This is a genomic window from Isoptericola sp. NPDC057391 (assembly GCF_042668085.1).
GTDB lineage: Bacteria > Actinomycetota > Actinomycetes > Actinomycetales > Cellulomonadaceae > Isoptericola.
The window spans coordinates 1-12,621 of sequence record NZ_JBHVBO010000122.1 but is presented as its reverse complement, the minus strand read 5'-3'; the positions used below and the strand labels follow the sequence as shown (position 1 = coordinate 12,621).

15 protein-coding genes are annotated in these 12,621 nt (G+C 76.2%); all 15 read left to right on the top strand.

Annotation, left to right across the window (positions count from 1 at the left end; genetic code table 11):
• Positions 1 to 93: 93 nt before the first annotated feature.
• Positions 94 to 1,467 (top strand): flagellar filament capping protein FliD, encoded by a 1,374-nt coding sequence (fliD, locus tag ACFUVW_RS14700; RefSeq protein ID WP_430572068.1) that lies wholly within the window; start codon positions 94 to 96, stop codon positions 1,465 to 1,467.
• 32 nt (positions 1,468 to 1,499) lie between these two features.
• On the top strand, positions 1,500 to 1,907 hold the full coding sequence (gene fliS, locus ACFUVW_RS14695; protein WP_430572067.1) for a flagellar export chaperone FliS: 408 nt from the start codon (positions 1,500 to 1,502) through the stop codon (positions 1,905 to 1,907).
• Positions 1,897 to 2,214, top strand: a complete 318-nt coding sequence (locus ACFUVW_RS14690) for a hypothetical protein (RefSeq protein ID WP_430572066.1) — start codon at positions 1,897 to 1,899, stop codon at positions 2,212 to 2,214. Before fliS ends, ACFUVW_RS14690 begins: the two co-directional genes overlap by 11 nt.
• 160 nt (positions 2,215 to 2,374) lie before the next feature.
• The gene (locus ACFUVW_RS14685) at positions 2,375 to 2,716 is read left to right on the top strand and encodes a flagellar basal body rod protein FlgB (RefSeq protein ID WP_430572065.1); all 342 of its coding nucleotides are present in this window, start codon (positions 2,375 to 2,377) and stop codon (positions 2,714 to 2,716) included.
• A gap of 1 nt (position 2,717) precedes the next feature.
• Positions 2,718 to 3,110, top strand: coding sequence for a flagellar basal body rod protein FlgC (locus tag ACFUVW_RS14680; RefSeq protein WP_430572064.1), 393 nt, complete (start codon positions 2,718 to 2,720; stop codon positions 3,108 to 3,110).
• A gap of 5 nt (positions 3,111 to 3,115) precedes the next feature.
• Entirely contained in the window at positions 3,116 to 3,436 is a 321-nt protein-coding gene (gene fliE / locus ACFUVW_RS14675) for a flagellar hook-basal body complex protein FliE (protein ID WP_430572063.1), read from the top strand.
• Positions 3,437 to 3,438: 2 nt separating this feature from the next.
• Positions 3,439 to 5,064: a flagellar basal-body MS-ring/collar protein FliF gene (gene fliF / locus ACFUVW_RS14670; protein ID WP_430572062.1), complete on the top strand. Its 1,626-nt coding sequence runs from the start codon at positions 3,439 to 3,441 to the stop codon at positions 5,062 to 5,064.
• Positions 5,061 to 6,215 carry a flagellar motor switch protein FliG gene (gene fliG / locus ACFUVW_RS14665; RefSeq protein ID WP_430572061.1) on the top strand — a complete coding sequence of 385 codons (1,155 nt, stop codon included), beginning with the start codon at positions 5,061 to 5,063 and terminating at the stop codon, positions 6,213 to 6,215. Before fliF ends, fliG begins: the two co-directional genes overlap by 4 nt.
• On the top strand, positions 6,205 to 6,813 hold the full coding sequence (locus tag ACFUVW_RS14660) for a FliH/SctL family protein (RefSeq protein ID WP_430572060.1): 609 nt from the start codon (positions 6,205 to 6,207) through the stop codon (positions 6,811 to 6,813). Before fliG ends, ACFUVW_RS14660 begins: the two co-directional genes overlap by 11 nt.
• A gap of 62 nt (positions 6,814 to 6,875) precedes the next feature.
• Positions 6,876 to 8,195, top strand: coding sequence for a FliI/YscN family ATPase (locus ACFUVW_RS14655; protein ID WP_430572069.1), 1,320 nt, complete (start codon positions 6,876 to 6,878; stop codon positions 8,193 to 8,195).
• Complete coding sequence (locus tag ACFUVW_RS14650; RefSeq protein WP_430572059.1) at positions 8,192 to 8,626, top strand: flagellar FliJ family protein; 435 nt, start codon at positions 8,192 to 8,194, stop codon at positions 8,624 to 8,626. The genes ACFUVW_RS14655 and ACFUVW_RS14650 overlap by 4 nt, the downstream gene beginning before the upstream one ends.
• Positions 8,623 to 9,336, top strand: coding sequence for a C40 family peptidase (locus ACFUVW_RS14645; RefSeq protein ID WP_430572058.1), 714 nt, complete (start codon positions 8,623 to 8,625; stop codon positions 9,334 to 9,336). The genes ACFUVW_RS14650 and ACFUVW_RS14645 overlap by 4 nt, the downstream gene beginning before the upstream one ends.
• A 5-nt stretch (positions 9,337 to 9,341) precedes the next feature.
• Positions 9,342 to 10,874 carry a flagellar hook-length control protein FliK gene (locus ACFUVW_RS14640; RefSeq protein ID WP_430572057.1) on the top strand — a complete coding sequence of 511 codons (1,533 nt, stop codon included), beginning with the start codon at positions 9,342 to 9,344 and terminating at the stop codon, positions 10,872 to 10,874.
• A 12-nt stretch (positions 10,875 to 10,886) separates the two neighbouring features.
• The gene (locus ACFUVW_RS14635) at positions 10,887 to 11,384 is read left to right on the top strand and encodes a flagellar hook assembly protein FlgD (protein WP_430572056.1); all 498 of its coding nucleotides are present in this window, start codon (positions 10,887 to 10,889) and stop codon (positions 11,382 to 11,384) included.
• Positions 11,385 to 11,399: 15 nt separating this feature from the next.
• On the top strand, positions 11,400 to 12,621 hold a 1,222-nt coding region (locus ACFUVW_RS14630), incomplete at its 3' end, for a flagellar hook protein FlgE (protein ID WP_430572055.1).

The following is a 12,621-nucleotide window of genomic DNA, read 5'->3' as shown; positions in this document are numbered from 1 at the left end:
CCGTCGTCCCGGCCGCCGGGTGCCGTCCGGCCCGACCCGCGGGCCCAGCCCCCTCCTCTTCCTCCCGTCATCCCACGCGCCCGGAGGCGACCCGTGAGCATCTCCTTCACCGGCCTGGCCAGCGGCATCGACACCGCCGCGCTGGTCGAGCAGCTCATGAAGGTCGAGGCCGTCCCGCAGCAGCAGCTCGCGAGCAAGGTCAAGGCCGAGCGGGCGGAGATCACCGCCCTGCAGGACCTCAACTCCCGGATCGCCGCGCTGGCGACCGCCGCGAAGGACCTCACCACCTCCGGCGCGCTCGCGCTCTTCACGGGCACCGCGTCGTCGGACGCCGTGGCCGTCGCCGCGCGCGCCGGCGCGAGCGCGGGCAGCGTCGACGTCGTCGTCGACACCGTCGCGGCCGCGCAGAAGTCCGTGACCGCCGCGCTGACGACGGCCCCCGGCACCACGTTCACGCTCACCGACGCGGCGGGAGAGCGCACCGAGATCACCGCGGCGTCGGCCTCGCTCGACGACGTCGCCGCCGCGATCAACCGCTCGGACGCCGGCGTCACGGCCGTCAAGGTGGCCGCGGGCACCGACGCCGGCACCGGCGAGCCCCTGTACCGGCTGCAGCTCACCGCCCGCGAGACCGGCACCGGGCACGCGTTCTCCTTCCACGCGGGCACCGCGGCGGACGTCGCGGCCGGCACCGCGACCGACCTGCTCGCCGCGCCCGGCGCCGCCACCGTCACCGCTGCCGCCGACACCTCGGTCCGGCTGTGGGCCGGCACCGCGGCCGAGCAGACCGTCACGTCGTCGTCCCGCACCCTCACCGACCTGCTGCCCGGCGTCGACATCACCGTCGCACGCGCCGGCGCCGAGCCGGTCACCGTCACCGTCGCCGAGGACTCCGAGGCGCGGACGACCAAGGTCCGCGAGCTCGTCGACGCGGTCGCGTCGGTGCTGTCGCGGATCGCGGCGCAGACCAAGGTGACCGTCGGCTCCGACGGCTCCACCACCGGCGCGACCCTGGCCGGCGAGTCCGTCGTGCGCAGCGCCCGCCAGGCGCTCCTGGGTGCGATCACGTCCCCCGTGGACGGGGAGTCGCCCGCCACGGTGGGCGTCGAGATCACCCGCTACGGCGAGGTCACGTTCGACCCCGAGAAGCTCGCCGCGGCGCTGGCCGCCGACCCCGACGGCGCGATGGGCAAGGTCGCCGAGCTCGCGACCCGCGTGCAGGACGCCGCCACGACCCTGTCCGACAAGTACGACGGCCTGCTCACGACCTCCATCCAGAGCCGCGAGACCACCGCGAAGCGCCTCGACGACCAGATCGCCCGGTGGGACGTGCGCCTCGAGCAGCGCTACCACCGCCTGACCGCGCAGTTCACGGCCATGGAGGTGGCGCTCGCCCAGTTCGACGCGCAGCAGCAGTGGCTGACCGGCCAGCTGTCCTCGCTCGCCGCCTCGACCCAGGCCGACTGAGCCGCCCGCCCTCGGATCCCCCGGAGACCGTCATGACCGACCTCGCCCGGAGCGCCTACGGGCGCGACGCCGTCCTCACGGCGTCGCCCGCCCGGCTCCTGACCATGCTGTACGACCGGCTGGTGCTCGACCTGCGCCGCGCCGAGACCGCGCAGGTCGAGGGGCGGTGGGCCGCGGCCTCCGAGCAGCTGGTCCACGCCCAGGCGATCGTCGCCGAGCTCATGGGCTCGCTCGACACCCGGGCGTGGGACGGGGCGGACGACCTCATGGCGCTCTACCTGTACGTGCACGAGGCGCTCGTGACGGCGAACGTGCACCGCGACGTCGGCCGCACGCGCGAGGTCGTCGAGATCGTCGTCCCGCTGCAGGAGACCTGGCGCCTCGCGGCCGAGCAGCTGCCGGCGGGCCACGGCGCGGGCGGTGCCTCCGGTGTCGCCTGAGCGCGACGGGACGACGGCGGCGTGGACGTGGATGCTCGACGAGCTCGACGCCATGGCGGAGACCGGCGGCATCGAGGTCGACGACGAGGCGCTCGCGCGCCTCCTGACGTGGGAGCCGCCGGTCGGCCTCGGGCCCCTGCCCACGGCGCTGGCCGACCGCGCTCTCGCCGTCGCCGCGCGCCTGGGGGACACCGTCGAGGACCTCCGGCGGGCGCTCGCCGAGAACCGCCGGCACGCGCGGGCCGTGACGACGGTGCCGCGCGCGCTGGACACGTCCGCGGCCGCCTACCTCGACGTGCGGGCCTGAGCGACGCCGTCGCCCCCGGCACGAGAGCCGCCACGACGGCTCACGCGGGACCACCCTGCATAGGGGTCCCGTGAGCACAGCACAGTCCAGGACGAGCACGGATCGCTCGTCTCGCAGGCCATGGGACGGCCGACCGACTCGACGTGGGGACTCCGCGACCGTGTTCGACTCCGTCACCTCCCTCGCCCTCCAGAGCGCCCTCGACGGGCTGTCCGCCCGCCAGCGGGCGATCGCCGAGAACGTCGCCAACATCAACACCCCCGGCTACACCGCGAAGCGCGTGCAGTTCGAGGAGTCCCTGGCCGCCTCGGTCGCCGAGGGCGACGGCCGCGCCGCACCCGCCGTGTCGCGCTCGCTGGAGCCGACCCAGCTCAACGGGTCGAACGTCAACCTCGACACCGAGACGCTCTCCCACGTCGACACCGTGCTGCGCTACCAGCTCGCCACCCAGGCCGTCGGCGGCGAGGCCGCCGCGCTGCGCGCCGCGATGCGGACGGCCTGAGATGACGTTCGACGCGCTCGGCATCGCCGGCACCGGCCTCACCGTGCACCGCAAGTGGCTCGACGCCGTCGCCGACAACATGGCGAACGTCAACACGGTGCGGTCCACCGACGACGAGGCCTTCCGCGCCCGGTACGTGCTCGCGACGGAGGGCGGCGAGGACGACCCCGGCGCGTACGTCGCGGGTGCCGCCTTCGGCAGCGCCGACGGCCGTGTCACCTACGAGCCGGACCACCCGCTCGCCGACGAGGACGGGTACGTGCGGTACCCGGACATCGACCTGTCCGAGCAGATGGGCAGCCTCATCCTCGCCCAGCGCGGGTACCAGGCCAACGCCGCGGTGATCGACCGCGCGAAGACGGCATACGAAGCAGCACTGCAGATCGGGAAGTGACCCAGATGCCCATCATGTCCGTCCCCGCCGTCGAGGCCACCGCCGCCACGTCGTACGTCGCCGCCGCGACCGAGCCCGGCGCCCCGTCCACGGGCGCGGCCGGCGCGAGCGCGTTCGCCCAGGTCCTGGGCGGCGCCGTCGACTCCACCCAGCAGCTGCAGGGCACCGCGAACGAGCTCGCCGTCGCCGCCGTCACGGGCGACCTCGAGGACGTGCACCAGGCGACCGTCGCGGCCACCCGCGCCCAGACCACCCTCGAGCTCGTCGCGGCCGTGCGGAACAAGGCCGTGGACGCGTTCACCGAGATCATGAGGATGCAGGCCTGACGATGCCCGAGAAGATCAAGTCGTCGCTCGGCCGCGTCTTCGGCGCGGTCCGCGACTTCACCATCGCGCAGCGCACGCTCGCGCTCCTGGCGCTCGCCATCCTCGTGGTGGCCGTCGTGGCGCTCGTCGCCTGGCTGTCACGCCCCAGCTACTCGCCCCTGTTCACCGGGATGTCGGGCGCGGACGCCGCCGCGGTCGTCGACCAGCTCGAGTCGCAGGGCGTGCCCTACGAGCTGTCCGACGGCGGCGCCACGGTGCTGGTGCCCCAGGAGCAGGTCTACTCCCAGCGTCTCGCGGCCGCCTCCGCCGGCCTGCCGGCCGACGAGCCCACGGGCGGCTACTCGCTGCTGGACGACATGGGCGTCACCGCGAGCGAGTTCCAGCAGGACGTGACGTACAAGCGCGCCCTCGAGGGTGAGCTCGCGCGCACCGTCTCCGCCCTGGACGGCGTCGAGACCGCGAGCGTGCAGCTCAGCATCCCGAAGGACACCGTCTTCGCCGAGGAGAAGGGCACGCCGACGGCGTCGGTCTTCCTGGCGCCGGAGCGCGGCGCGACGTTCAGCAACGACCAGGTCGAGGCCGTCGTGCACCTCGTGTCGGCGTCGATCGACGGCATGTCGCCGACCGACGTCGCCGTCGTCGACGCGGAGGGCGAGGTGCTGTCCGAGGTCGGCGCCGGCACGCGCGCCACCGACCGGGAGTCGGGCGAGTACGAGCAGCGCGTCACCGCGCAGGTGCAGGCGATGCTCGACAAGCTCGTGGGCCCCGGCGCCTCGACGGTCGCCGTGACCGCGCAGATGGACCGGTCCAGCTCGGAGCGGCTCACCGAGACCTTCGAGTCCCCGGAGGGCGACCCCGTGCTCAACGAGTCGACCCGGTCCGAGGAGTACACCGGCGCCGGGGGCACCGGCGCCGGCACCCTCGGCCCGGACAACATCGCCGTCCCCGGCGACGCGGGCGCCGACAGCGGCTACACCTCCGAGGACACGACGCGCAACAACGCGATCGACAAGGTCACCGAGACCACCACCACCCCCGCCGGGCGGCTCGACCGCCAGACGGTCTCGGTCGCGCTGGACGCCGACGCCGCGGCGAACGTCAACCCCGACACCGTCAGCGAGCTCGTGGCCGCGGCCGCGGGCATCGACCCGGAGCGCGGCGACGCGGTCGAGGTCGCCGTCGTGCCGTTCGACACGACCGCCGCGGAGACCGCGCAGGCGGCCCTGACCGCGGCGGCCGACGAGGCCGCCGCCGCGCAGCGGGCGGAGCTGATCCGCACCGGGGCGATCGTCGCCGGCGTCCTGCTGCTCGTGGTGCTGGTCCTCGTGGCCCGGTCGCGCTCGCGGCGTCGTCGCGAGCGGCGCGAGACGGTCGACGTCGGCTCGTTCGGCCCGCTCGGGCTGGCGCCCGACCACGACGACGCACCCGCGGCGCTCCCGCCGGGCGGGCCCGAGGGGCTGCTCGAGCCGGCGCCCGCGCCGCCCGAGATCCTGCCCCCGACGCCGCGGTTCACGAGCGTGGACCAGCGCCGCGCCGAGGTCGACGCGCTCGCCGCCACCGACCCGGACAAGACCGCCGAGTACCTGCGGACGATCCTCGCCGAGGACCGGGCGGGGGCGCAGCGATGAGCGCGACCACCACCGCCGCCCTTCCCGGCGGAGTCCCCGCGGCCGACGTGACGGCCGTGCTCCCGGCGGTCCGCGGGGCCGCCCCCGCCGCCGTCCCCGAGCCCGAGCCCGAGGCCGCCCTCAGCCCCGAGACCGAGGCGAAGGTGGCGGGCATGCGCGGTGTCCAGAAGGTCGCGCTCGTGCTCATGCAGCTCGGCCAGGAGCGCGCCGCCACCGTGATGTCCCTGTTCTCCGAGGAGGAGGCGAGCGACGTCGCCGCGGAGATCATGCGCACGCAGGTGGTGGACCAGGACCTGGCCGTCGCGGCGCTCGACGAGTTCTACGACATGGCCCTGTCCGGCGCCCCGCGCCCGCGCGGCGGGAAGGACTACGCGGTCGGGCTCCTCGAGGCGTCCCTCGGCGCCGATCGCGCCGCCGACGTCGTGGACCGGCTGGTGTCCAGCATGCAGGGCAAGGCCTTCGAGTACCTCGACGGGACCGAGCCCGGCCAGATCGTCTCCCTGCTCGACGGGGAGCACCCCCAGACCGTGGCCCTCGTGCTCGCGCACCTCGGCTCCGGCGTCGCGTCGGCCGTGCTGGCCCGCCTCGCCGACGACTACCGCACCGACGTGGCGCAGGCGCTGGCCACGATGGGAACGGCGTCCCAGGACGCGGTGACGCTCGTGTCGGAGCACTTCCGTGCCCGGATGGGTGCCAGCGTCGGCCCGCGTCAGCCGGTCGAGATCATCGGCGGCGTCCAGCCGCTGGTGGACATCATCAACCGCTCCGATGTCGCGACCGAGAAGGCCGTGCTCGAGGGCCTGGAGGCGCGCGACCCGCAGCTCGCCGAGGAGGTGCGCTCGCGGATGCTCACCTTCGAGGACATCGCGTCGTTCGAGGCGCGCGACGTGCAGACCATCCTGCGCGGCGTGGAGATGTCGGTGCTCGCCCTCGCGATGAAGGGCAGCAGCGCGACGGTCGTCGAGGCCATCACGGCCAACATCTCCGAGCGCAACCGCGTCGCCCTCGACGAGGAGACCGCGGGGCTCGGCGGCGTCCGGCTGAGCCAGGTCGAGGAGGCGCGCGCCGAGATCGTGCGCATCGTCCGCGACCTCGAGGCCGACGAGAAGATCACGATCCACCGCGCGGAGGGGGACGAGCTTGTCTGGTGACGCGACCTTCGTCCCGCAGGACCTGCCCGTCCTGCGCACCGCCCGCGGGCAGGAGGCGGAGGAGGCCGCCGCGGCGCGCGGGTACGCCGCCGGTTACGCGGCAGGCCTCCGGGCCGCCCAGGTGGAGACCGCCCGCGCGCGCCGCGACCTCGAGGCGGAGCACGCCCGGGCCGAGGCTGCGCTGGCCGAGCGCACCCGCCGGGGGCTCGACGCGCTCGACGCGGCCGTGCGCGCGCTCGGGGAGCGGACCGCGCCCGTCGTGGCCGAGGCGCACGACGCGCTCGTCCGCGGTGCGCTCGACCTCGCCGAGGCGGTGGTCGGGAGCTTCCTCGCCGACCCGCCGCAGGCCGCGCGGGCCGCGCTCGCCCGGGCCACCGCCCACGTCGAGGAGCCCGTGGCCGCCGTGCGCCTGCACCCCGACGACGTGCGCCTCCTGACCGAGGCGGGGGCGGACGCCGTGCGCCTCGTGCCCGACGCCACGCTGGACCCCGGCGACGCCGTCGCGGAGCTGGAGCACGGCTTCCTCGACGCGCGCATCCGCTCGGCGGTCGCCCGCGCCCGTGCCGAGCTGGCCGACGCCGGGGGTGAGACCCCGTGAGCGCCGTCGCCCTCCAGGGCGCGCGCCAGGTCGTTTCCGAGGCCGACGCCCGGCTCGACCCGCTGCTCACCCCGCTGCTCGACCCGCTGCTCGACGCCGCGCGCCCCGAGCGGGTCGGCGTCGTCACCTCTGCCGTGGGGCTGAGCCTCGAGGTGGCCGGGCTGCGCTGCGCCGTCGGGGACCTGGTCCGCGTCGACGCCGGCGGTCGCACGCTCGACGCCGAGGTGGTCGCCACGGCCGCGGGCCGCGCCCGCTGCATGCCGCTCGGCGGCCTGTCGGGCGTGGGCGCCGGGACGCCCGCGCGCACCCGCGGCCGCGGCGCCCTGGTCCCGACCGGGACGGGCCTGCTCGGCCGCGTGCTCGACGCGCTCGGCCGCCCGGTGGACGGCAGGGGACCCGTCGTCTCGGGACCCCGCGTGCCCGTCGACCGCGACGCGCCCGCCGCGATGAGCCGGGCCCGCATCGACACCCCCCTGCAGACCGGCGTCCGGGTGCTCGACACCCTCACCACGCTCGGCCGCGGCCAGCGCATCGGGCTCTTCGCCGGCTCGGGGGTGGGCAAGTCGTCCCTGCTGTCCATGGTCACGCGCGGGACGGACGCCGAGGTCTCCGTCATCGCGCTCGTCGGCGAGCGCGGGCGCGAGGTGCGGGAGTTCCTCGAGGACGACCTCGGCCCGGAGGGCCTGGCGCGCTCCGTCGTCGTCGTCGCCACCTCCGACGAGCCCGCCGTGGTGCGCCGCCGGGCGGCCTTCACCGCCACCCGCATCGCCGAGTCGTTCCGCGACGCCGGCGCGCACGTCGTGCTGATGATGGACTCCCTGACCCGCGTGGCCATGGCGCAGCGCGAGATCGGGCTGTCCGTGGGCGAGCCGCCCGCCACGCGCGGCTACCCGCCGTCGACGTTCTCCCTCATGGCGGGCCTGCTCGAGCGCGCCGGCACCGCCGCGACGGGCTCCGTGACCGGCATCTACACGGTGCTGGTCGACGGTGACGACCACAACGAGCCGATCGCCGACCAGGCGCGCTCCGTGCTCGACGGGCACGTGGTGCTCGACCGGGCGATCGCCGTGACCGGGCACTACCCGGCCGTCGACGCCCTCGCGTCGGTCTCGCGCGTCGCGTCGCGGGTCACGACCCCGGAGCAGCGGTCCGTCGCGCTGACGCTGCGCGCGGTGCTGGCCGCGCGACGCAAGGCGCAGGACGTGCTCGACATCGGCGCGTACAAGCCGGGCTCCAACCCGATGGTCGACGCTGCGCTCGAGCACGAGGCGGACATCGACGCGTTCCTGCGCCAGGCGATGACGGACCGGACCCCGGCCGGCGAGGCGTGGGCACGGCTCACGCACCTCGCCGAGGCCCTGACCGGAGGAGAGGCGCGATGACCGGACGGTTCCGGCTCGCGGGCGTCCTGCGCCTGCGCCGGCTCGAGGAGGACCAGGCGCGGCTGCGCGTGGTGGAGGCGCGCGCCCGCCTGGCACGCACCTCGGAGCGGGCCGACGAGCTCGCGCACGGGCTCGAGGCGTCGCCCGAACGCGTGGACGGCACGGCCGCCCTCGCCGCCGTCGCCGCCTCCCGCGCCGCGGCGAGCGCCCTGTTCGCGGCGCTCGAGGCCGAGGCGCGGCTGCGGTCTCGCGACGTCGACGACGCGGGCGCCGAGCTCCGGCGCGCCCGCGCGGCGGCCTCGGGGCTGGAGAAGCTCGAGGAGCGGCACGACGCCGCCGCGCTCCACGCCGAAGGGCGGGCGGAGCAGACCTGGCTCGACGAGGTGGCCACCACGGGGTGGCGCACGACCGGAAGGACGACCGGACCATGAGCATGACCCAGGCCCTGTCCCGCGTGGGGGAGATCCGCACCCAGATCGCCACCCTGCAGGAGCTCGGCGCGCCCTCGGCGACCTCGACGACGGGGGCGTCGACCGGGGCGACGACGGGGTCGAGCACCGGCGCGAGCACGACCGCCCGCGCCGCCGACTTCGCCACGGCGCTGCAGACCGCGGCCGGCGCGGGCCCCACGTCCGCGCCGGGCGGGCTCGCGCAGACCCTCACGTCGCTGCTGCCCGCCCTGTCCGGGGCGTCGTCCGGCACGACGACGGCGGGTGGCGCGGGCACGGCGGCCGCGGGAGCGGCGCCGCGGGCGGAGGCCCCGCGGCCCGCCGGGACGCCCAGCGGCACCGGGGACGCCGTCGTCGAGACCGCCAAGAAGTACCTCGGCACGCCGTACGTGTGGGGCGGCGAGAGCCTCGCCGAGGGCGGGCTCGACTGCTCCGGGCTGGTGTACCTGTCGTACTCCCAGCACGGGGTGAAGCTGCCCCGCGTCGCGCGCGACATGATGCGCGAGGGCACGGAGATCCCGTCGCTGGCCGAGGCCCGCCCCGGCGACCTCGTCATCCAGCGCGGCGGCCGGCACGTGGGCCTCTACCTGGGCGACGGGCAGATGATCCACTCGCCGCAGCCGGGCAGGACGGTCGAGATCGCGAGCATCACCGACGACCGGGTCACCACCATCCGCCGGGTCGTGGACTGAGCACGATGACCACGATCCCTCTCGCGCCGCCGCCGGCGCGCGGCGTCGCGCTCCCCGCCCGGGGCGCCGACGCGCGCCCGGACGGTGGCGGCCGTGCCGCCGACGGCGCGTTCCGGCGCGCCCTGGAGGCCGCGACCCACGCGCCGGCGGGACCCGGGCTCCAGCGCGCCGCCGAGCACCGCACCGCCGAGCACCGCACCGCCGAGCACCGCACCGCCGAGCCGTCGGCCGCGAGTCCCGACGGGACGCCCGGCGCGCTCGAGCAGGCCGGGACGGCCGACGCCGTGACCGCCGCGCCTGGGGCCGGGGGCCCGGGCGCGGCCCTGGCACCCGGGGTGGTCGGCGGCCCCGCCCCGCTCGTGGACGTCGTTCCGGGCGAGTTGCCGGGCCAGGTGCCTGGCGAGGTGCCTGGCGGGGTGCCTGGCGAGGTGCAGGGCGGCGCTCCGACGTCCGCCTCGGTCCCGTTTCCGGGGGAGGCGGGCGGACCTCTCACCGCCGCACCGCTTGCCGCCGGCCCCGTCGCCGCCGCCTCCGCGGCGCCGCGCGCGGGCGCGCCGACATCGACGGGCGGCGAGCCCGGCGACGGGCAGTCGGCCCCGGCCGGGAGCGCGCCGGCGGAACCCGCCCCGGGTGGCGCCGACGCGGCGCCGCGCGCTCCGCACGTCGTGACCCAGGGCGCCACGGCGCCGGGCAGCGCGACACCGGTCGGCCCGACACCGGGCGACCCGACCGGCGACGCCCAGCTCGCGTCCGGTCCCGCGCCCCCCGCGGCCGGTCCGTCCCCGACCGCGACCGGCGGCACCGCGACTCCCGCCACCGCCGGGCCGACCACGGCGGCGGGCGTCGCGGTCGACGGCGCGCCCGCCCCCGGCGCGGCCGTGCCTCGGGACGGCGCCACCGGCGGCGTGCCGACGATCGTGGCCCCGGCGACCGTCGGCGCGCACGACCCCACGACGGCGGGCGCGCCCCCGACGTCCGTCGCGGCGGGCGCCGTGCCGCCACCACCGGCGGCCACCCCGGCGGCGGCGTCCGCGCCGGCCCCCGCGCCGTCCCCGCCACCCACGCCCCCCTCGCTGCACGCGCAGGTCGCGAGGCCCGTGGTCCACCTGGCGCAGGCCGCGGACGGCGACCACGTGCTCACCCTGTCCGTGACCCCCGAGCACCTCGGGCCGGTCACGGTGCGGGCGCACGTCGCGGGCGGCGACCTGCGGATCGAGCTGTTCGCCCCGCACGACGCCGGCCGCGACGCGCTGCGCGCCCTCGCCGGCGACCTCCGGCGCGACCTCGCGGGGCTCGCCCCCACGGCGACCCTCTCGGTCGCGCCGTCGGGAGCCGCGCCCGCGGCGTCGGGCGGGGGCGAGACGGCCGACCTCCCCGGCGGGCGGCGCGACGGCCAGCCCGGTCCCGGGGCCGACCCGCACGCGGACGGCGGGCGGCGCGGTGCGCCGTCGGACCGCACGCCCCACCCGACCGCCACCGCACCCGCACCGACCGCCGGGACGGCGGGCGCCGCCCGGCGCCTCGACGTCCTGGTCTGAGGAAGGAAGACCATGCCCTTCGACCCCGTGTCCGCCCCGGCCACGTCCGCCGCCTCGGCGGCGTCCTCGACGTACGCGAACACCCCCGTGCGCAAGCCCAAGCAGGAGTACGACAGCGAGCTCTTCCTGGAGCTGCTCGTCACCCAGCTGCGCAACCAGGACCCGTCCGCCTCCATGGAGACCAGCGAGATCGTCTCCCAGACGACCTCGCTCGCCATGATGGAGGCGCTCAACACGATGGCGGGCCTGGTCGAGGACCTGACCGTGACGCAGCAGGAGTCCTTCTCCCTGCAGATGCGCTCCGCCGCCGCCGACCTCATCGGCCGCGAGGTGTCCTACCTCGACGACAAGGGCGGCGCGCACACCGGCACCGCCACCGGGGTGTCCTACCTGGACGCCGTGCCCACCGTCACCGTCGACGGCGTCGCCGTCGACCTCGACAGGATCTCCGGCGTGCCCGACCCCGCCGACCGACCTGCCGCCTCACCTGCCGCCTCACCCGCCGCCTGACCCGAAAGGACCATCGTGCTCCGCTCCCTCAACACCGGAATCTCCGGCCTGCGCGCCCACCAGACCATGCTCGACGTGACAGGCAACAACATCGCGAACGTCAACACCACCGGCTACAAGGCCGCACGCACCCAGTTCCAGGACACGCTGTCCCAGCTGGTCGCCGCGGGCGTCGCCCCCGACCAGCAGGTGGGCGGGTCGAACCCCGCGCAGATCGGCCTCGGCGTCACGACGTCGGCGGTCACCACGCAGTTCACGCAGGGCGCCGCCCAGACGACCGGCGTGCCGACCGACCTCATGATCGACGGCGACGGCTTCTTCGTCGTCGAGCGGGGCGGCCAGCAGTACTACACCCGCAACGGCGCGTTCAGCTTCGACGGCTCCGGCCGGCTGGTGAACGCGAGCGGCGACCTCGTCCAGGGCTGGACCGCCACCGGCGGCCGCATCAGCTCCAGCGGCCCCGTCGGCCCGATCACCATCCCCGTCGGCGCCGTCGTCCCGCCCGAGGCGACGACGTCCGTCACCCTCGGCGGCAACCTGCCGTCCGACGCCGCGGACGGCACCGAGATCGTGCGCGACGTCGAGGTCTTCGACGAGCGCGGCGGGTCCAGCCGGATGTCCCTCGTCTTCACCGCGACGGGCGGCGGCTGGTCCGTGTCCGCGCGCGACGGCGAGACCGGCGCCGCGCTCGCCGGCCCGCAGGCCCTGACCTTCGCCGACGGGAAGCTCACCGGGGGCGGCGCGCTCGCCGTCGGCGGCGTGCGCGTCGACCTCGGCGCCGTGACCTCGTACGCCGAGCTCGCGAACGTCGCCGTCGAGAGCAAGGACGGTGCCGCCGCGGGGTCGCTCACCTCGTACTCGGTCGCCGGCGACGGCTCGATCGTGGGCCGGTACTCCAACGGCCGCACCGAGGTGCTCGGCCAGGTCGCGCTGGCGACGTTCACCAACCCCGGCGGCCTCGAGAAGGCCGGCGGCTCCCTCTACGCGGCCTCGCAGAACTCCGGCGACGTGCTCGTCGGCGCGGCCGGCGACCAGGGCCTCGGCTCCATCACGTCGGGGGCGCTCGAGATGTCCAACGTCGACCTCTCCCAGGAGTTCACCAACCTCATCGTGTCCCAGCGCGGCTTCCAGGCGAACTCCCGCGTCATCACCACCTCCGACGAGGTGCTCAGCGAGCTCGTCAACCTCAAGCGCTTTATACTTAACGAAAGCCGGCCCCCTTCGTTAAGTTTTTTTA

Bases quoted from the DNA above. Each gene is read 5' to 3' on its own strand.
- fliS (WP_430572067.1), top strand. From the start codon at position 1,500: ATGACCGACCTCGCCCGGAGCGCCTACGGGCGCGACGCCGTCCTCACG.
- ACFUVW_RS14680 (WP_430572064.1), top strand. From the start codon at position 2,718: ATGACGTTCGACGCGCTCGGCATCGCCGGCACCGGCCTCACCGTGCAC.
- fliE (WP_430572063.1), top strand. From the start codon at position 3,116: ATGCCCATCATGTCCGTCCCCGCCGTCGAGGCCACCGCCGCCACGTCG.
- fliF (WP_430572062.1), top strand. From the start codon at position 3,439: ATGCCCGAGAAGATCAAGTCGTCGCTCGGCCGCGTCTTCGGCGCGGTC.
- fliG (WP_430572061.1), top strand. From the start codon at position 5,061: ATGAGCGCGACCACCACCGCCGCCCTTCCCGGCGGAGTCCCCGCGGCC.
- ACFUVW_RS14650 (WP_430572059.1), top strand. From the start codon at position 8,192: ATGACCGGACGGTTCCGGCTCGCGGGCGTCCTGCGCCTGCGCCGGCTC.
- ACFUVW_RS14645 (WP_430572058.1), top strand. From the start codon at position 8,623: ATGAGCATGACCCAGGCCCTGTCCCGCGTGGGGGAGATCCGCACCCAG.
- ACFUVW_RS14640 (WP_430572057.1), top strand. From the start codon at position 9,342: ATGACCACGATCCCTCTCGCGCCGCCGCCGGCGCGCGGCGTCGCGCTC.
- ACFUVW_RS14635 (WP_430572056.1), top strand. From the start codon at position 10,887: ATGCCCTTCGACCCCGTGTCCGCCCCGGCCACGTCCGCCGCCTCGGCG.